16 protein-coding genes are annotated in these 19,001 nt (G+C 72.5%); 8 read left to right on the top strand and 8 right to left on the bottom strand.

Annotation, left to right across the window (positions count from 1 at the left end; translation table 11 throughout):
- Positions 1-72 precede the first annotated feature (72 nt).
- Both BS75_RS38005 and BS75_RS38000 read left to right on the top strand, forming a co-directional pair.
- A complete protein-coding gene (locus tag BS75_RS38005) occupies positions 73-1,587 on the top strand; it encodes an arabinofuranosidase catalytic domain-containing protein (RefSeq protein WP_052070211.1) in 1,515 nt (504 codons plus the stop codon).
- A 317-nt stretch (positions 1,588-1,904) separates the two neighbouring features.
- Positions 1,905-3,353, top strand: coding sequence for a purine-cytosine permease family protein (locus BS75_RS38000; RefSeq protein WP_042439340.1), 1,449 nt, complete (start codon positions 1,905-1,907; stop codon positions 3,351-3,353).
- Between the two features lie 63 nt (positions 3,354-3,416).
- On the opposite strand, the gene BS75_RS37995 is transcribed toward BS75_RS38000, so the two are convergent.
- Both BS75_RS37995 and BS75_RS37990 read right to left on the bottom strand, forming a co-directional pair.
- Positions 3,417-4,187: an LmbU family transcriptional regulator gene (locus BS75_RS37995; RefSeq protein WP_169790796.1), complete on the bottom strand. Its 771-nt coding sequence runs from the start codon at positions 4,185-4,187 to the stop codon at positions 3,417-3,419.
- Between the two features lie 164 nt (positions 4,188-4,351).
- Entirely contained in the window at positions 4,352-5,557 is a 1,206-nt protein-coding gene (locus BS75_RS37990; RefSeq protein WP_197091999.1) for an MFS transporter, read from the bottom strand.
- 102 nt (positions 5,558-5,659) lie between these two features.
- On the opposite strand from BS75_RS37990, the gene BS75_RS37985 reads away from it, so the two are divergent.
- On the top strand, positions 5,660-6,508 hold the full coding sequence (locus BS75_RS37985; RefSeq protein ID WP_034091476.1) for a helix-turn-helix transcriptional regulator: 849 nt from the start codon (positions 5,660-5,662) through the stop codon (positions 6,506-6,508).
- 25 nt (positions 6,509-6,533) lie between these two features.
- Here BS75_RS37985 and BS75_RS37980 read toward each other — a convergent pair whose 3' ends face one another.
- Positions 6,534-7,337 (bottom strand): 2-amino-3,7-dideoxy-D-threo-hept-6-ulosonate synthase, encoded by an 804-nt coding sequence (locus BS75_RS37980; protein ID WP_034091475.1) that lies wholly within the window; start codon positions 7,335-7,337, stop codon positions 6,534-6,536.
- A 369-nt stretch (positions 7,338-7,706) separates the two neighbouring features.
- Here BS75_RS37980 and BS75_RS37975 point away from each other — a divergent pair, with 369 nt between their 5' ends.
- The 3 genes from BS75_RS37975 (at position 7,707) to BS75_RS37965 (ending at position 11,171) form a co-directional block, all read left to right on the top strand.
- Positions 7,707-8,726 (top strand): aromatic ring-hydroxylating dioxygenase subunit alpha, encoded by a 1,020-nt coding sequence (locus tag BS75_RS37975; protein WP_034091474.1) that lies wholly within the window; start codon positions 7,707-7,709, stop codon positions 8,724-8,726.
- 110 nt (positions 8,727-8,836) lie between these two features.
- Positions 8,837-9,511 (top strand): TetR/AcrR family transcriptional regulator, encoded by a 675-nt coding sequence (locus BS75_RS37970; RefSeq protein WP_042439345.1) that lies wholly within the window; start codon positions 8,837-8,839, stop codon positions 9,509-9,511.
- A complete protein-coding gene (locus BS75_RS37965; RefSeq protein WP_034091473.1) occupies positions 9,495-11,171 on the top strand; it encodes an acyl-CoA dehydrogenase family protein in 1,677 nt (558 codons plus the stop codon). The genes BS75_RS37970 and BS75_RS37965 overlap by 17 nt, the downstream gene beginning before the upstream one ends.
- 7 nt (positions 11,172-11,178) lie before the next feature.
- Here the strand turns inward: BS75_RS37965 and paaK are convergent, their stop codons facing one another.
- The gene (paaK, locus tag BS75_RS37960) at positions 11,179-12,561 is read right to left on the bottom strand and encodes a phenylacetate--CoA ligase PaaK (RefSeq protein WP_034091472.1); all 1,383 of its coding nucleotides are present in this window, start codon (positions 12,559-12,561) and stop codon (positions 11,179-11,181) included.
- The gene (gene paaI / locus BS75_RS37955; RefSeq protein ID WP_231608228.1) at positions 12,558-12,959 is read right to left on the bottom strand and encodes a hydroxyphenylacetyl-CoA thioesterase PaaI; all 402 of its coding nucleotides are present in this window, start codon (positions 12,957-12,959) and stop codon (positions 12,558-12,560) included. Before paaI ends, paaK begins: the two co-directional genes overlap by 4 nt.
- Before the next feature lie 145 nt (positions 12,960-13,104).
- Here paaI and paaN point away from each other — a divergent pair, with 145 nt between their 5' ends.
- A complete protein-coding gene (paaN, locus tag BS75_RS37950; protein WP_034091470.1) occupies positions 13,105-14,811 on the top strand; it encodes a phenylacetic acid degradation protein PaaN in 1,707 nt (568 codons plus the stop codon).
- A gap of 45 nt (positions 14,812-14,856) precedes the next feature.
- On the opposite strand, the gene BS75_RS37945 is transcribed toward paaN, so the two are convergent.
- Positions 14,857-15,741 carry an ABC transporter permease gene (locus tag BS75_RS37945; protein ID WP_042439349.1) on the bottom strand — a complete coding sequence of 295 codons (885 nt, stop codon included), beginning with the start codon at positions 15,739-15,741 and terminating at the stop codon, positions 14,857-14,859.
- Complete coding sequence (locus BS75_RS37940) at positions 15,741-16,745, bottom strand: ABC transporter ATP-binding protein (RefSeq protein WP_081983022.1); 1,005 nt, start codon at positions 16,743-16,745, stop codon at positions 15,741-15,743. Before BS75_RS37940 ends, BS75_RS37945 begins: the two co-directional genes overlap by 1 nt.
- Before the next feature lie 227 nt (positions 16,746-16,972).
- Between BS75_RS37940 and BS75_RS45250 the strand changes: the two genes are divergently transcribed.
- Positions 16,973-17,380 carry a hypothetical protein gene (locus BS75_RS45250; protein ID WP_052070209.1) on the top strand — a complete coding sequence of 136 codons (408 nt, stop codon included), beginning with the start codon at positions 16,973-16,975 and terminating at the stop codon, positions 17,378-17,380.
- Positions 17,381-17,417: 37 nt separating this feature from the next.
- Here BS75_RS45250 and BS75_RS37930 read toward each other — a convergent pair whose 3' ends face one another.
- Positions 17,418-18,962 (bottom strand): carboxylesterase/lipase family protein, encoded by a 1,545-nt coding sequence (locus BS75_RS37930; protein ID WP_034091469.1) that lies wholly within the window; start codon positions 18,960-18,962, stop codon positions 17,418-17,420.
- Between the last annotated feature and the right edge of the window lie 39 nt (positions 18,963-19,001).

Here is a 19,001-nt window from a genome sequence, read left to right as displayed (position 1 = left end):
CACCACACCCCAACCCGCCCCGCCGGGCTTCCCACCCATGCCCCGGGGCCCACCGGAAAGGCAAGGTTCCCAGTGATCGTCCACCCGCGACTCCGGCGCCTGAACGGCGCACGCAGGCTGCGTAAGCTGCTGCTCTCCGCCGGCGCCACGCTGGCGCTGGTGGGCGGCCTGCTGCTCGGCAGCGCCGCCCCCTCGCAGGCCGCCACCTCCCTGCCCTGCGACATCTACGCCGCCGCCGGCACGCCCTGCGTCGCCGCGCACAGCACCGTCCGCGCGCTCTACGCCGCCTACGACGGCCCGCTCTACCAGGTGAAGCGGGCCTCCGACTCGACCACCCTGGACATCGACACCCTCGCCGCCGGCGGCTACGCCGACGCGGCGGCGCAGAACAGCTTCTGCGCCGGTACCTCCTGCACCATCACCGAGATCTTCGACCAGTCCGCCGAACACAACAACCTCACCGTCGAGGGGGCCGGCGGCAACGGCTCCGCCGACGTCGGCGCCGACGCGACCGCGCTGCCGATCGTGGCCGGCGGGCACCAGGTCTACGGCCTGGACGTCACCGCCGGGGTCGGCTACCGCGACGACTCCACCACCGGGATCGCCACCGGCAGTGAGGCCCAGGGCGAGTACATGGTGGCCGCCGGAAGCCATGTGAACAGCGGCTGCTGCTTCGACTACGGCAACGCCGAGACCTCCAACGACGACACCGGCAACGGCCACATGGACGCCATCAACTTCGGCACCGAGTGCTGGTTCTCGCCCTGCTCCGGCTCCGGCCCCTGGGTCCAGGCGGACCTGGAGAACGGGCTCTTCGCCGGGGCCAACGGCTCGGACACCGCCAACACCGGCAACTCCAGCGCGTTCGTCACCGCCCTGGTCAAGAACAACGGGACCAGCAGCTACGCGATCAAGGGCGGCAACGCCCAGTCCGGCTCGCTCACCACCTGGTACAACGGCGCCCTGCCCGACCTCGGCGGCTACGCCCCGATGCACCAGGAGGGCGCCATCGTCCTGGGCACCGGCGGCGACAACAGCAAGTCGTCCATCGGTTCCTTCTTCGAGGGCGTGATGACCTCCGGCTACCCGACCGACGCCGCCGACAACGCCGTCCAGGCCGATGTCGTCTCGGTCGGCTACGGAGCGGCGAGCAGCTTCCCGGTGACCGGCACCGCCTACCGGCTGACCAACCGGAACAGCGGGACGGTGCTGGACGCGGTCGACTGCGAGACCGCCGACGGCACCGCGGTCGACCTGTGGGCCTCCCTCGGCAACACCTGCCAGCAGTGGAAGTTCGCCAACGCCGGCAGCGGCTACTACACCATCACCAACGTCAACAGCGGCACGGTACTGGACTCCGTCGACTGCGGGACGGCCAACGGCACCAAGGTCGACCTGTGGGCCGCACTTGGCAACTACTGCCAGGAGTGGAGCGTGGTGCCGATCAGCAGCGGACACTACGCGATCGTCAACCGGGGCAACTCGCTGTCGCTCGACGACATCGACTGCGGGACGGCCGACGGCACCAGGGTCGACCAGTGGATCGGCCTCGGCAACACCTGCCAGCAGTGGAACATCGCCCCCTGACCGCGCACCGGTCCCGACGGCCCGCCGGCGCACCCCGCCGGCGGGCCGTCCGCCGTCATCCGGCCCGCCGCCGCACAACTCCCCCGCACCGAAACGGAATTCCCCCGCCCCGGCCGAGGAGCCATTGACCGCGCGGCTCGGCGCCGGGCATGCTGACCCGACGGGTCGGCCGGGCGAACTGCGTAAAGCCCCGGGAACGAATCGCCCGCCGATTCCCGGAAAACCGTGATGCCTTCCGGTGACGCGTTCGCTGATATACCGGGCCCGACGCGCGGACGCCATTCCGGTGATTGTCACTCCACTCCCGAGAGGACAACATGGTCACCAATCCTGGCACCAACCTGTTCGAGCGCCGGTCGATCGACGTCATTCCCGATGCAGAGCGCCATGGAAAGCCATTCAGTCTGTTCACTCTCTGGTTCGGCGCGAACCTGCAGATCTCCGCGGTCGTCACCGGCGCCCTGGCGGTGGTCTTCGGGGCGGACGCCTTCTGGTCGATCATCGCGCTGCTGGCCGGCAACCTGCTCGGCGGGGCCGTGATGGCCCTGCACGCGGCCCAGGGGCCGCGGCTGGGCCTGCCCCAGATGATCTCCACCCGGGCGCAGTTCGGGGTCCGCGGCGCCATCGTGCCGCTCGTGGCCGTCATCGTGAGCTGCATCGGCTTCTTCGCCAGCGGCAGCGTCCTCGCCGGGCAGGCCGTCGGCCATCTCACCCACCTCGGCGACTCGGCCGGGATCATCGTGTTCGCCCTGTTCACCGGGGTGATGGCGGCCGTCGGCTACCGGTTGATCCACCTCCTGGGCCGGGTCGCCAGCCTGGTCGGCGCCCTCGCCTTCCTCTACCTCGGCGTCCGGCTGGCGGACCGGATCTCGATCGGCGCGGTGCTGAGCCACCATCACTTCCAGCTCCCCCTCTTCCTGCTCGCCATGTCGCTGTCGGCGTCCTGGCAGCTGGGGTTCGGGCCCTATGTCGCGGACTCCTCGCGCTACCTGCCCCGGGACACCTCGGCGCGTTCGGTCTTCTGGGCGACCCTCGGGGGCACGGTGCTGGGCTCGCAGTGGTCGATGGCCTTCGGCGCCCTGGCCGCCGCCGCCTCCGCCGCCTCCTTCACCAATGACGAGGTCGGCTATGTGGTCGGTCTCGGCGGCACCGGCCTGGCCGCCGCCCTGCTCTATTTCACCGTCGCCATGGGAAAGCTGACGGTGAACGTCCTCAACACCTACGGCGGATTCATGTCCCTGGCCACCGGAATCAGTGCGTTCCGGGAACCGCGCCCGGTCCGGCCGGTCACCCGGATCGCCTTCACCCTGGGCATCATGGCGGTCGGCACCGCTGTCGCCCTGCTCGGCCGGGGCCACTTCCTGGAGTCCTTCTCGACTTTCCTGCTTTTCCTGCTGACTTTCTTCACCCCGTGGAGCGCGATCAACCTGGTCGACTACTACCTGCTCGCCAAGGAGCGCTACGACCTGCCGGCGCTCACCGATCCCAGGGGCCGCTACGGGGCCTGGCGCTGGCCCGCGCTGGTGACCTACGCGCTCGGCATCCTGCTGCAACTCCCCTTCATGTCCAGCGCGCTGTACACCGGTCCGCTGGTCGCCCGGCTCGGCGGCGCCGACATCTCCTGGATCGTGGGGCTGCTCCTCTCCGCAGTGCTCTACGCCGCACTGGCCCGGTTCGAGAGCCGCGGCGTCCGGCGCGCGTCGCTCCTCGAAGCGGGCGACGATCCGCTGCCGGTCCCCCACCAACCGGTGCGGGCGACGCGCTAGCGGTGACGGGTGCCTCCGGGCCGGGCCCGCCCGCAGGCCCGGCCCGGAAGGCACTCCGGCGGCTCACTCGCCCCGGCCCCCGGCCCGCTCGTCCTCCGGACCGGGGACGGACGCTCCGGCCGCCGCCGCGTCGAGCACCGCCACCATCCACTCCTCGAAGCCGATGGACGAGCGGAGCGCCGCCTCACGCCATCTGTCCAGGGTGCTCTTCGCGACCCGGATCGCCGGGACCGTCGAGGTGCCTTCCACGCTCTCTTCTCCGTTGCCTGATTCCGTGCCGGCCGAACGGCTCTCCTTGAGCTGCCGCCTGAGCATGTTCCGCGACCAGCCCGCCTGCTCCGCCCGGTCCAGCCAGGCGTCCTGCTCCGCGCCCGGCAGGGACGCCACCTCCGCGTGGTGCTGGAAGCTGAGCCCGGCCCGCCTTCTGGCCATGGTGAACTTGCGGGCGATCCAGGCGTAGTTCCGCAGCGTCTGGTAGTCGAGTCCGGCGTCCTGGACGGCCCGGCGGTAGCGGTCCGCATAGCGGTCCTGCCCGTATATCAGCCAGTCGCCGATGCACCAGGCGAACGAGTCCAGGAGACCGAATATCTTCGGCCCCGCCATTTCCCACAGTTCGAAGGTCATCCCCTCGGGGATGCTGAGGCCCACCCGTGTGGTGAGGATTTTCGAACCGTCCCCGGCCGGCTGCCGGCCGGTCCCGGAACTGCCGGGCGGCGCCACCGGCAGCAGTGGCCGGGATTTTCTCCGGGAATCCCGGATCCGCGAGGGCAGGTCCCTCGGCGCATGGTGAACCCTGGTGCCCGCCGTCGATTCCCTGGTATCCGTGCTGGACATTACTGACTCCCGAGGTCGCCGAAAAGGTCTGCACCGCTGCTGGTCCGGTGTTTCGAGATGCCGCTCCGCCGGCCCGCCCGCCGCGGTGTGGTCGCCGTCCCGCCGGCGGGACAGCGACCGCACCCGACGAGGAGCACCCGTCGATCCCTCGGAGAGCGGAGCGGTCATGCTCCGGCCGGGGTGTACCTCCGCCGGGTGACCGCGGCCACCACCGTGAGCGGGACGGCGGTGACCGCCGCCACCGCGAACAGCTCGCCGTAGGCGCTGTGCCCGGCCAGGTGGGCGCCGAAGGCGGAGCCGATCGCGCTGCCGATGAACAGCGCGGCGACGAACAGCGCCACCGCCGTGCCGCGCGCGGCCGGGACCAGGGTGGTCGCCCAGTTCTGCAGCGACGAGTGGAGGAACGACCAGCCCCCGCCGAGCAGTACCGCGGCCGCCGCGATCCCGCCGACGGAGGGCGAGACGGCGGCGATCAGGAACCCGCCGAAGACCATCGCCCCGCCCGCGGTGATCAGGGACCAGGGGGCGCGCATCGCGACCTTCTTCATGATCCGGGAGAACACCAGGGTGCCGGCCCCGTAGAGGGCGGTGACCAGGCCGGCGTCGACCGCGTTCAGGCCCCGGTGCTGCAGGGCCGGCGCTAGGAAGGTGAAGCAGCCCAGCAGCACCGCCCCCTCGACCAGCCCGAAGGCCATCACCAGCCAGGACCAGCGCAGCCGCAGGACGCTGCCCAGCTGCTTGCCCGGCGAGCGGAGGGTGTCCTTGGAGCGGGACTCGCTCATCCCCCGCATGGAGACCACGACCACCGCCGCCAGGAAGCTGGGCAGGGCGAACATCAGCCGCCAGCTCACCAGCTGGGCCACGACCCCGGCCACCACGGTGGCCGACGCGGTGCCGATGGCGAGCGCCAACTGCAGGTCGGAGAGCGCCCGCTGGCGCATGGACGGGGGCACGGTGTCACCCACGTAGGTGAGCGAGGTGGGCACCACCCCGCCGAAGAAGGCGCCGGTCGCGATCCGCAGCACCACCAGGGTGGTCAGCGTCGGGGACAGCGCGGACAGCACTCCGCAGACGGCGGTGACGCTCAGGGTGAGCCGGACGATCCGCATCCGTCCGTAGCGGTCCGAGAGCATCCCCCACAGCGGCTGGGCGCAGCCGTAGGCGAAGAAGTAGCCGCTCGCGAGGAGCACCACGGTGCTGAGCTTGGTGTGCATGCCGGCCGCCACCGCGACGAGCATCGGGGTGATGGCGAACCGGTCGAAGTTGCTCAGGAAGCAGGCGACGACGAACGGTCGTGGGACCTTCCCCGACACCGCCGCCGGCGGAGCCTCCACTTCCGGTACCACAGCTGTCTTCAGATCCTCGGCCACGACGTCCCTCCGGGTCACATTCCTCGGTGTGTCCCCCTCAGCGTCGGACGACGGAAGGAGATCAACCAGACCAGAAGGGGTCCTGTTAGCCTCGGTCATACGATGTCTACTAGCAGCCCTGGAATCGGAGATGCGAGGCAGCAGGCGCTGGGCGCCTTCCTCCGCTCTCGACGTGAACGACTGTCACCACAACTCATCGGACTGTCCGAGGCCGTGCGGCGGCGGACGCCGGGTCTGCGGCGGGAAGAGGTCGCCGCCCTCTCCGGGGTGAGCCTGAGCTGGTACACCTGGCTGGAGCAGGGCCGGGACATCAGGGTGTCGCGCCAGGTCCTGGGTTCGCTCGCGCGGGCGCTGCGGCTGTCCGCGGCCGAGCAGGAGCACCTCTACCGGCTGGCGGACGAGCTGCTGCCGGCTCCGGAGGAGGGGCCGCCGCCGGTGGAGCCGGGCGGGCACCTGCGCGACGTGCTCGACGCCCTCAGCCCGAACCCGGCCGTGCTGCTGGACCGGCACTGGGACATCGTCGACTGGAACCGGGCCGAGGCCGCCCTGTTCACGGACTTCGAGACGCTGGAGCCGTGGCAGCGCAACACCCTCTGGCTGATCTTCGGTTGGCCGCCCGCCCACAAGCTGCTGGTCGACTGGGAGCAGCAGGCCACGCTGGTGCTCGCCCAGTTCCGCAAGGCGGCCGACGAGCACCCCTCGGACCCCAGGTTCGCGGAGATCGTGGCCGACCTGCACCGCGACGTACCCGACTTCGACCTGTGGTGGGACCGGCACGACGTCGCGACGTTCCAGGCGGTCCGCAAGCAGTACCTGCACCCCCGGGTCGGGCCGCTGGCGCTGCGTCAGACCAAGCTGCTCGCCGCCGACAACGTCGAGTTGCACATCGTCGTCCGGCTCCCCGTGGACGAGGCGACCGAGCAGCGGCTGCCGGAGCTGCTGGCGCCGTGAGCGGGCGGCGGGACGGCGCCGCGGCTCAGGCCGCGGCGACCACCGCCGGGACCCGGTGCACGGCCGCGGCCAGGCGCCTGACGGTGCGGCCCACATCGCCGGACTCGAAGACGTTGCGGCCCATGGCGACCCCGAGCGCTCCGGTCGCCATGACGTCGTCGACCAGCTTGACCAGCAGGTCGTCGTCCCCGAGCGGTGCGCCGCCGGCGGTGAGGACCGGGATCGGGCAGTCCCGGACCACCTCCGCCATGGACCGCACCGACCCCGTGTAGGGGATCTTGACCAGGTCCGCGCCGAGGTCGGCCGCCACATTGGCGGCGTGCGAGACCAGTTCGGGCCGGGTGGCGTCGGTCACCCGGGGGCCGCGCGGGTAGACCATGGCGAGCAGCGGCACCCCCCAGCGGTCGCAGCCCTCGGCGGCGCGGGCGAGGTCGGCCAACTGCCGGGCCTCGCTGTCGGATCCCATGTTGATGTGGATGCTGACCGCGTCGGCGCCCAGCGCCACCGCCTCCTCCACCTCCGCCAGCAGCACCTTGGCGTTGGTGTCCGGCGCATGCCGGGTGATGCCGTTGAGGTGCACCACCAGCGCGACGCTCCGGAAGGCCGCCAGCGGCAGGAACCGGACGCGTCCCTTGTGCACCAGGACCGCGTCGGCGCCGCCCGCCGCCACCGTCTCCACGATCTCCCGCAGCCGACGGGCCGAGGCGATGGGCCCGTCGGCCAGCGAGTGGTCCAGCGGGACGAGCAGCGAGGTGCCGGCCCTGGGGTCGACCAGTCGGCGGACACGGATCGACTTGCCCGAGGCGTGCCGGTCGTCAATTGTCCTCATGCTGTTTCCTCTCGGCGCGCGGATTCCGCGCGCTGTCGGCGGGCCGACCGATCCGAGGTGTATCCGCCGGAAATGACGGAATGAATGGCGCCACGCTACGGCAGCCGTCCCATTTGCTGTCAAGGCCGTTCTCGGGGTCTGTTTCCGCGCCGCCGGGCGACGCTTGACAGGGTTCGGCCGGTCCGTACGATGAATCCCGGATCCGCACGACGTCGGACCGGGCCGCAGCGCCCTTTAATCCTCGCCCCTCTGCACTCCGGGCCCCACCGGGAGCCTTCTGTTCCGCTTTTGCGTGAACGCTCCCCGGAATTCCCCCTCGGGCCGGACCCATCCGGGAAAGAATGACGCAGCTCGAACGGAGAGGTTTGCATGAACGCGTTCCCGCAGAACTACTGGTATGTCGCCGCCTGGGGTCGGGAGGTGACCAGGGGACTGCTGCCGAGGACGATCTGCGGCGAACCCGTGGTCTTCTACCGCAAGCAGGACGGCACGCCGGTGGCCCTGGCCGACCGCTGCGTCCACCGCCGCTACCCGCTGTCACTGGGCACCCTGACGGATGATCAGATCGAGTGCGGCTACCACGGACTGGTCTTCGACTGCACCGGCGCCTGCACCTTCGTGCCGGGCCAGGACCGGATCCCGCGGACCGCCCGGGTACCGCGCTACCGGCTGGTCGAGCGGGACAAGTGGATCTGGATCTGGATCGGCGACCAGGAGCAGGCCGACCCCTCGCTGGTCCCCGACGCCCACTGGCTGGACGACCCGGCCTGGGCCTCGGTGGAGGACATGGTCCACTCACCGTTCAGGTACAGCCTGCTGATGGACAATCTGATGGACCTGTCCCACGAGAGCTACCTCCACGCGGGGCTGATCGGGACCCCGGAGATCGCCCGGACGCCGTTCACCACGGTGGTCGACGAGGGGCTCGGACAGGTGCGCTTCTCCCGGCACATGTCCGGGGTCGAGTGCCCGGCGTTCTACGCCAAGTCGACGGGGCTCACCACCCCGATCGACCGCTGGCAGGACGTCCTGTTCCAGCCGCCCGCCTTCTGGGTCAACAATGCGCGGATCGCGCCGGTCGGGGTGGAGCCCGGGCCGGACGGCGACGACAGCGGGGCCGCCCATGTGAAGATCATTCACGGGCTGACCCCGGAGACCGAGCACACCACCTGGGACTTCTGGGCCGTCACCCGCGACTTCGCCCTCGACGACCAGGGCGTGAGCGACTTCCTGCTGACGATGAACCAGGACGTGGTGCAGCAGGACCTGGACGCCCTCACCGTGCTGGAGCAGGTCATCGCCAACGAGCCGCCCGGCACCCAGGAGCTCTCGGTCGCCATCGACGCCGGCGGACTCGCCGCGCGGGAGATGCACCGCAGGCTCCACTAGAGCCGACCGGGCCGGTGTCGTCACCAGCACCGGCCCGGTCTTCCTCCGGCCGCGGGAATCGCATCGAGCGGACCCTGGCCTGAAGCTCTGAACGGTGGTTCACTTCTTCCATGGCCTACCGGAGGACGCCCGCTGTCGACGAGCGGCTGAACGCCGCCCGGGACCACCTGGTCGACCGGGCGCTGGAGGTGGTCGCCGACTCCGGCTGGGCCGGCGCCTCGGTCACCGCCGTGGCCGCCGCGGCCGGCATCTCGGCCGGCGCGGTCTACCAGCACTTCCCCTCCAAGGCGGCGCTGGCGGTCGAGGTCTTCCGCCGCGCCGCCGGGCGCGAGGTCGAGGTACTGGGCCAGGTGCTGCGGGAGAGCGGCGGCGACCCGGTCCAGCGGCTGGCCCACGGCGTGAGCGTCTTCGCCCGCCGCGCACTGGAGCGCCGGGGCCTGGCCCACGCCCTGCTCGCGGCCCCCGCCGACCCGGCCGTGGGCCAGGAGCGGCTGGCCTTCCGCCGCCGCTACCGGGCGGTCTTCGCCGACACGGTCCGGGCCGGCATCGAGGCCGGGCTGCTGCCCGAGCAGGACCCGGAGATCACCGCCGCCGCGCTGACCGGCGCCATCGGCGAGGTACTGGTCGACCCGCTGAGCGACCCGCCCGACGGCGCCTCGGCCGAACGCCTCGTGGCCGGGCTGGTCGCCATGTCCCTGCGCTGTGCGGGCGCCGCCGCCCCGGCCGCCCCGTCCACCACCCCGCAACCCGTGACCGCCGGAGGACCCGATGACCCGGACCGCTGACGCCCCGCCGCGCAGCAACCCGACCGCCCGCACCCACGAGGTGACCAACCAGACCCCGCCGCTGGTCGGGCACGACGTCGCGGCCGACCCCGCGCTGCTGGAGGGGGTGCGCCGGGAGGGCGCGGGCTGGGCCCTGGACGACCTGCACCGACTGGGCCGGCTGGCCGGCTCGGAGCAGGTGCAGCACTGGGGCGAGCAGGCCAACCGGTACGAGCCGGAGCTGCACACCCACGACCGCTACGGCAACCGCGTCGACGAGGTCGAGTTCCACCCCGCCTACCACGCGCTGATGGACGTGGCGATCCGCGAGGGCCTGGCCGGCGCCGCCTGGGCCGAGGACCGGCCCGGCGCCCATGTCGCCCGTGCGGCGGGCCTGTCGGTGTGGAGCTTCGCCGAGCAGGGGCACATCTGCCCGGTCTCGATGACCTACGCCGCCGTGCCGGTGCTCCGGTCCACCCCCGAACTCGCGGACGCCTACCAGCCGTTGCTGACCAGCCGGGTCTACGACCCGGGCCTGCGCGCCCCCCTGGGCAAGCGCGGGCTGCTGGCCGGGATGGGCATGACCGAGAAGCAGGGCGGCTCCGACGTCCGCAGCAACACCACCACCGCCACCGAGCAGCCCGACGGCAGCTGGCGGCTGCGCGGGCACAAGTGGTTCACCAGCGCCCCGATGAACGACCTGTTCCTGGTGCTGGCCCGGACCGACGCCGGGCTCTCCTGCTTCCTGCTCCCCCGGGTGCTGCCGGACGGCAGCCGCAACACCTTCCGGATCCAGCGGCTCAAGGACAAGCTCGGCAACCGCTCCAACGCCAGCAGCGAGCCGGAGTTCGACGACACCGTGGCCTGGCTGGTCGGCACGGAGGGGCGCGGCGTCAAGACGATCATCGACATGGTGACCATGACCCGGCTCGACTCCACCCTCGGCTCGGCCGCCGGGATGCGGGCCGCGCTGACCCACGCCGCCCACCACGCCCGGTACCGCTCCGCCTTCGGCGCGAAGCTCGTGGACCAGCCGCTGATGCGCAACGTCCTGGCCGACCTCGCCCTGGAGTCCGAGGCCGCGACCACGCTGGTACTGCGCACCGCCGGCGCGGTGGACCGCTCGCTGCGCGGCGACGCCCGCGAGCGGTCGTTCCTCCGGCTGGCCACCGCGCTCGGCAAGTACTGGGTGTGCAAGCGGCAGCCCCCGCTGGTCGCGGAGGCGCTGGAGTGCCTGGGCGGCAACGGCTACGACGAGGCGTTCCCGCTCGCCCGGCTCTACCGCGAGGCCCCGCTGAACGGCATCTGGGAGGGCTCGGGCAATGTCAACGCCCTGGACGTGCTGCGCGCGCTCACCCGCGAACCGGAGGCGCTCGACGCCTACCGCGAGGAGGTCGAGCCGGCCGCCGGCGCCGACGCCCGGCTGGACGAGGCCTGGCGGCAGCTGCGCGCCGAGCTCGCCCGCACCGAGGACGCCGAGCTGCGCGCCCGCCGGCTGGTCGAGCGGATGGCGCTGGTGCTCCAGGGCTCACTGCTGGTCCGGCACGCGCCGGCCGCCGTCGCCGACGCCTTCTGCGCCTCCCGGCTGGCCGGCGACCGGGGCCTGGCCTTCGGCACCCTGCCGTCCGGCCTCGACCTGGCCGGTGTGATCGACCGGATCCCCGGGGCCGAGGCCTCCTGACAGCGCGTCACCCGGCCTGGGCGCGCAGGTCCCTGACCCGCTGGATCTTGCCGACCGAGCGCTCGATGGTCTCCGGGTCGACGACGGCCACCTCGACGGTGACGCCCACGCCGTCCTTGACCCCCTTGACGATCTCCGCGGCCGCGGCGGCGCGCCGGTCGGGGCCGGTGCCGGGGCGGGCCTCGACGTCGAGGGCCAGGTGGTCCATCCGGCCGCGCCGGGTGAGCCGGATCTGGAAGTGCGGGGCCACCCCCGCGGTGCGCAGCACGATCTCCTCGATCTGGCTGGGGAAGACGTTGACCCCGCGCAGGATGATCATGTCGTCGCAGCGGCCGGTGATCTTCTCCATCCGGCGGAAGGCCGGGCGCGCGGTGCCCGGCAGCAGTCGGCTCAGGTCGCGGGTGCGGTAGCGGATCACCGGCAGGGCCTGCTTGGTCAGCGAGGTGAAGACCAGCTCGCCGGGTTCGCCCTGGGCCATGACCGCGTCGGTGAGCGGGTCGACGATCTCGGGGTAGAACTGGTCCTCCCAGATGTGCAGCCCGTCCTTGGTCTCCACGCACTCGCTGGCGACACCGGGGCCGATCACCTCCGAGAGCCCGTAGATGTCGACCGCGTGGAGGTCGCAGCGCTCCTCGATCTCGCGCCGCATCGCCTCGGTCCACGGCTCGGCGCCGAAGATGCCGACCCGCAGCGAGGTGGAGCGCGGGTCGATGCCCTGGCGTTCGAACTCGTCCAGCAGGGTGAGCATGTAGGAGGGCGTCACCATGATGATCTCGGGGCGGAAGTCCTGGATGATCTGCACCTGGCGGGCGGTCATCCCGCCGGAGGCCGGGATCACCGTGCAGCCCGCGCGCTCCGCGCCGTAGTGCGCGCCCAGCCCGCCGGTGAACAGCCCGTAGCCGTAGGAGATGTGCACCTTGTGCCCGGGGCGGCCGCCCGCCGCCCGGATCGACCGGGCCACCACGTCGGCCCACATGTCCAGGTCCTGCTCGGTGTAGCCGACCACGGTCGGCCGCCCGGTCGTGCCGCTGGAGGCGTGCAGCCGGCGCACCTGGTCCATCGGCACCGCGAACATCCCGAACGGGTAGCTGTCGCGCAGGTCGGCCTTGGTGGTGAACGGGAACCGGGCCAGGTCGGCCAGGCTGCGGCAGTCCTGCGGGCCGACGCCGGCCGCGTCGAACTTCCGGCGGTACAGCTCCACCTGCTCGTAGGCGTGGCGCAGGGTCGCCCGCAGACAGGTCAGCTGGTGGGCCCTCAGCTCGGGCCCGTCCATCCGCTCGCCCGCGTCCAGCAGTTCGGCCGGCAGCGGCTCCCCCAGGCGCGGCGCCGGTTCGGCGGCGGGGACGACGGCGGGGACGACGGCGGCCGGGGGGTGGGGCTCGACGCTCATGGCTTCTCCTCGATGGTGCGCGGCGCGCGCAGGTTCCCGACGGTGCGGCTCCGGCCGCGGAACTCCGCGATGACCTCGTCGCCGCGCAGGACGGTCACGTCGTAGATGCCGCTGCGGCCGTAGCTGGTGCGCTCCTCGGCGGTGGCGGTGAGCAGGTCGCCCAGGTGTGCCGGGGCGACGAAGCTGATGTCGGCGCCGGCCGCGACGGTGACCGGGCCGAAGCTGTTGCAGGCGCAGGCGAAGGCGGTGTCCGCGAGCAGGAAGAGGTAGCCGCCGTGGGCGATGCCGTGGCCGTTGACCATGGTCGCGGTCACCGCCATCCGCAGCCGGGCGCTCCCGGCCGCCACCTCCAGCAGCTCGATGCCGAGGTTCCGCGACGCCTCGTCGGCGGCGAACATCGCCTCCGCCGTGTTCGCACGGGTACCCACAGTGAGTTTCTCTCCACTCATCGGCCGTACCGCCTTGTCTGCCGACCGAACATTCGGTTAGCTTGGAGTGCCGCCAACTAATCAAGCATGCGAGCCGTCTGTCAAGGGATCAACCATGGTTCTGAACGCGCAAACAGCACCCGAGTCGTTCTACGAGCGCCACCGCCCGCTGCTGGAGCAGGCACTTGCCGCGACCTCCGAGCGCGGATTCTGGACGCCCTTCCGGGAGTCCCCGAGCACCTCGGTCTACGGCGAGCATGCCCCGGAGGAGGGCGAGCGCGCCTTCCGCGAGCAGCTGGGGAAGCCGTTCGAGCTACCCGGTCACCCGGGCGAGGGCACCGTGCTGCCGGGCGAGACCTCCCCCTACGGCCCCGCGCTGGGGGTGGCCTACCCCCGGCTGACCCCGGCGGCGGCCGTCGCCGCGGCCAAGGCGGCCGCCCCGGGCTGGCGCGCGGCCGACGCCGACGTGCGGGCCGGGGTCGCCGCGGAGATCCTGGTCCGGCTGAACGCCGCCAGCTTCGAGATCGCCCACGCGGTCCAGCACACCACCGGGCAGGCCTTCGTCATGGCCTTCCAGGCCGGCGGCCCGCACGCGCAGGACCGGGGCCTGGAGGCGGTCGTCTACGCCTGGGCCGAGCAGAAGCGGCACCCGCACACGGCCCGCTGGTCCAAGCCCCAGCGCAAGGGCGGCGACCTGGAGCTGGACAAGCGCTTCACGCCGGTGGGGCGCGGGGTCTCGCTGCTGGTGGCCTGCAACACCTTCCCGACCTGGAACAGCTACCCGGGCCTGTTCGCCAGCCTGGTCACCGGCAACCCGGTCGTGGTCAAGCCGCACCCGGCCGCGGTCCTGCCGCTGGCCGTCACCGTGCGGATCGCCCGCGAGGTGCTGGCCGAGGCCGGCTTCGACCCGAACGTGGTCGTGCTGGCGGCGGAGACCGCCGCCGACCGGGGCGCAGCCGAACTCGCGGTCAACCCGGACGTGCGGATCATCGACTTCACCGGGTCGACCGCGTTCGGCGACTGGCTGGAGGCCACCGCCGGGCAGGCGGTCGTCTACACCGAGAAGGCGGGCCTGAACACCGTCGTCCTCGACTCCACCGACGACTACCGCGGCCTGCTCGGCAACCTCGCCTTCTCGCTCTCGCTCTACAGCGGCCAGATGTGCACCACCCCGCAGAACCTGCTGGTGCCCGGCTCCGGGATGGTCACCGACCAGGGCGTGAAGACCCCGGCCGAGTTCGCCGAGGACCTGGGCGCGGCGCTCGACCGGCTGCTGGGCGACCCGGCCCGCGCCGCCGGCACGCTCGGCGCGATCGTCAACGACGCGGTGCTGCAGCGGCTGGAGGACGCGGCGAAGCTCGGCGAGGTCGCCCACGCCTCGACCGCCGTCGAGCACCCCGAGTACCCGGACGCCGTGGTCCGCACCCCGCTGCTGCTCCGGCTCGACGCCGGGAAGGACAGCGAGGTCTACACCCGCGAGTGGTTCGGACCGATCTCGTTCGTGGTCACCACCGACTCGACCGCCCAGGGCCTGGAGCTGCTCCGGACCACCGTGCGCGAGCACGGCGCGCTGACCGCCGCGGTCCACTCCACCGACGAGGCGGTGCTGGCGGCCGCCGAGGAGGCCGCCCTGGACGCCGGGGTGCACCTGTCGGAGAACCTCACCGGCGGCGTCTTCGTCAACCAGTCGGCCGCGTTCAGCGACTTCCACGGCAGCGCCGCCAACCCGGCGGCCAGCGCCACCCTGTCCGACCCGGCCTTCGTCACCGGCCGCTTCGCCACCCTCCAGTCCCGCCGCCCGGTCCGCGCCCAGCAGGGCTGACGGCACCGTGAGCGACGGCGCCGGGGCGGCCACCGCCCCGGCGCCTCAGGAGAGCACCCGGCGGCGGAAGTTGCGGAGTCCGAGGCTGAGGAACAGCACGCAGAAGCCGGACAGCACCGGGTAGACGATGTAGAGGTGCATGTGGGAGGTCTCGGTGAGGCCGGCCCGCATGCCCTCGGCGATGTAGATCAGCGGGTTCACCAGGACCAGCACCTGCAGCCAGTGGAATCCGCCGACATGGACCAGCGACAGCCGGGTCCACTGGTAGTACGTGCCGCCCAGGAAGACCAGCGGCAGTACCACGAAGCCGAACATCAGCCCGATGTTCCGGGGCTCGAAGGTGGTGCCCAGCACCAGCCCGAGCGAGGTCATGGCGATGCAGGCCAGCGGGATCAGGGTGAGCACGATCCACCAGTGCACCGAGAGGTCGGCGTGGACGCCCGGGGCGTGCACCACCGCGGCGATCGGGAAGACGATCACGGCGGAGATCAGCGCCTGGGTCGCGCCGGACAGCACCCGGGCGACCGCGACCAGCCAGATCGGGCACGGTGCCTGGACCCGGTCCTCGATCTCCCGGGTGAAGCCGAACTCCTGGGACAGCTGGATCGCCACGGACTGGATCCCCTGGAACATGATCGCGATGGCGACCACTCCGGGCACCAGCACGGTGGCGAAGGCGGACTCGCCCGCCTTTCCGCCGCCTCCGCCGATCCCCTGGCCGATGATCGGGAAGACGTACAGGAACACGAACACCAGCAGCAGCGGCTGCATCAGCGTCCGGCCGACGAACTCGCCGAAGTTCTTCTTCAGCACCAGCAGGTCGCGCCGGATCAGCGCGCCGAGCGCGGCCCGGCTCGCCACGGCCACGGTGCGCTGCGGACGCACGGACGCCCGTCGGCCGGACCCGGTGGAGACGGCGTAGGAACCCATCACTCACGCAACTCCTTCCCGGTGAGGCGGATGAACACGGTCTCCAGCGTGGTCTCGGAGACCGACAGGTCGACCACGTCGAACCCGCCGGACTCGGCCGCCACCAGCACCTTCGGCAGCAGCCGGTCGTTGCCCTGGACATGCAGCTCCACCCGGCCGTCCTGCACCCGGGTGTTCACCACCCCCGGGATCTCCCGGGCCAGTCGCGCGGCCAGCGCCGCGCTGTCGCCCTCGGCCTGGACGCTGACCACGGTGTCGGCCTCCACGCTGCGCTTCAGCGCCGCCGGGGTGTCCAGCGCCAGGATCCGGCCGTGGTCGATGATCGCCACCCGGTCGCAGAGCTGGTCGGCCTCGTCCATGTTGTGGGTGGTCAGCAGGATGGTCTGGCCGTCGGCGATCAGCCCGCCGAGGATCTCCCAGAGCGCCAGCCGGCTCTGCGGGTCGAGCCCGGCGGTCGGCTCGTCCAGGAACAGCACCGCCGGCCGGTGGAAGATCGCCCGCGCCACCATCAGCCGCTGCGCCATCCCGCCGGACAGGGTCTGCACCGAGTTGTGAGCCGAGGCGGAGAGGTGGAACCGCTCCAGCAGCTCGTCGGCCGTGCGCAGCGCCTGGCGCCTCGGGATGCCGAACAGCAGCCCGTGGTAGTACAGGTTCTCGCGGACGGTCAGCGAGCGGTCCAGGGTGTTCTGCTGGGAGACCACCGCGATGATCTGCTTCACCAGCGCCGGGCGGGCGATCACGTCGACGCCGCCGATGTGGGCGCTGCCGCCGGTCGGGACGACCCGGGTGGTGAGCATCCCGACGGTGGTGGTCTTGCCCGCCCCGTTCGGCCCGAGCAGGCCGAAGAGCTCGCCCCGGCGAACCTCCAGGTCCAGCCGGTCGACGGCGGGTGCGGGGGCCTTGGGGTAGGTCTTGCTGAGACCCACGGTGCGGATGACCGTCTCCGGCAGGTCCTCGGGCACCTCGCCGGGCAGGGCGGTACCGACCACGTCCGACGTTGCCATGGCTCACCTCGCCTCTCGGCAGGACCACCCGCACGGCTTCCAGGATGCGCCACCCGAGGAACCCGGGGCAACAGGGCGCCCACCTGCACCGGACCCGCCGACTCCCGATATGCCCCGGTGTGTCCGGCGCGCCGGAGCGGGTAGGAGGAGAGCACGGGCCCGGCACGCCCGCGCCGGACCGGGCGCTCCCGGCCGGTCGGCGCCGACGCCGGTCCCCGGAGGTCCTCATGCGACACACCATCGGAGAGTTCGGCCCCGGCCCCGGCGGCCCCGGCAGCCCCGCCCCCGGCCCGGGAGCGACGGACGGCGCACAGCACCACGGGTACGACGGCCACCCCCTGCACCGGCCGAGGCTGCACGGGACACGTGCGTACACCTACGACGGCTCGGAGCCGAGCCTCGGTCACGGCGACTACCCCGCGCGCCGACTGCTGGCGGGCAGCTTCTCCGCCATCTTCGTGATCGGCACGGTGGTCTTCTCACTGCTGGCGGCGCACGCCGCCCCGGGCGCGAACCCCGGGCGCACGCTCTTCGTGGTCTACGCGGTCATCTGCGTGGTCGCCCTGGCGGTGGCGCTGCTCGACCTCGCGGTGATCCACCGGCACGAGGCGGCGGCGCAGCACCGGACCCGGTGACCCGCCGCCGCGCCTCCAGCGCCCTTTCGGCGCCGTTTCAGCGGTGCCCGTCCCAGAGCATCCGCTCCTCCGGGCGCGGGTCCTTCCGGGGTCCGGACTCGGAGTCGAAGTGCATGGTGGTGCGGGCCCCGGTGTCGTAGCCGGGCCAGCCGGGATCGCCGCCGGTGGCGAAGGCCACCCAGGCGCCGTGCACGGCGTCGGCCAGCCGCTGCGGCATGTCGGGGCCGAGCAGCGGTACGAAGCCGCCCTCCCGCAGGTTGTCGAAGACGAACGGCAGTTCGGACGCGTGGCAGGCGCCGAGCCGTCCGCCGAAGGTGGGCGGCTGCCAGCCGAACTCGTAGAGGTAGGTCCCCGCGCGGCGGTGCCGGGCGTGCGCCTCGGCCAGCCGGATCGCCGGAATCCGGTAGAACCAGTCGGTGACCAGCGCCGCGAACAGCTCGCCGCTGCCGGCCCCGGGGCGGCCCAGCCGGTAGCAGGCCAGCGCCTCCTCGGGGTCGAGGCCGTAGCCGGCGGCGGCGCTCCGCAGCCGGGTCTCCGGGACCAGGTCGAGCAGCCCGGTGGGGGCGAGGAACAGCCGGAACTCGTCACTGTTGCTGCCGACCAGCAGATCGACCCCGGAGCCGGCGCCGTCGGCGATCCGCGCGAGCGGGGGCGCAGGCAGGAACTCCCCGTCCACGACCGGCTCGAAGGGCATCAGGTTGAGCGCCGCCTCCCCCCACTGCGCCGGGTCCGGGGCGGCCGCGAGGGCGGTGCGGAGCTGCTGCTGCGCATCGAGCAGGCGCTCCGGCGACACCCCGGCGATGCCCGCGCGAGTGGGCGGCACCCCCAGCAGTTCGGCGAGCCGGCGCCCGATCCGCCGGGCCGTGCCCGGGCTCAGCGTGTGCTGGGCCGCGCCGCTCTGCAGGATCGCGCGGTGGAACAGTCCCTCGGCGCTCGGGACGGCCAGCAGCACGCCGATGCTCATCGCTCCGGCGGACTCCCCGAACAGCGTGACCCGGCCCGGGTCCCCGCCGAAGGCGGCGATGTGGTCGCGGACCCACTCCAGTGCGGCGACCTGGTCCCGGAGCCCGAGATTGGCGGGGTGGCCCTCGGCCTCGCCCGCCCCCTCGGCGTCCTCCGCCTCGCCGAAGCGGCCGAAGCCGTCGGCGCCCAGCCGGTAGTTGAGGGTGACCAGGACGACGCCGTCGCGCGCGAACGCGGTGCCCTCGTAACCGGGCAGCGAGCCGGCGCCGTTGGCGAACGCACCGCCGTGCAGAAAGACCATGACCGGGAGCCGCTCGTCGGTGCCGGCGCTCCGGGCGGGGGTCCAGACATTCAGGTTGAGGAAGTCCGCTCCGGGGACGTCCGTCTCGGGGAGGAGCACGTCGAAGGGCGCGGCATAGGGGGCCTTGGGCGCGGTCGGCCCGTACTGCGAGGCGTCCAGCTCACCGGTCCACGGCTCGACCGGCCGGGGCAGGCCGAAGCGGTCCGCCCCGACCGGGGCCGCCGCGTAGGGGATGCCCCGGAACACCGCGACGGAGCCGTCCGCGCTGGTGGTGCCCCGGATCCGTCCGTTGCGGGTGGTGACGACCGGCTGCTGCATCGTGGTGCCTTCCTGCTCGGGGTGTGGGGTGGCGGTACC

This window comes from Streptacidiphilus albus JL83 (genome assembly GCF_000744705.1).
GTDB classification, from domain to species: Bacteria; Actinomycetota; Actinomycetes; order Streptomycetales; family Streptomycetaceae; genus Streptacidiphilus; species Streptacidiphilus albus.
The sequence above is the reverse complement of the archived record's forward strand: the minus strand, read 5'-3'. Positions and strand labels throughout refer to the sequence as shown.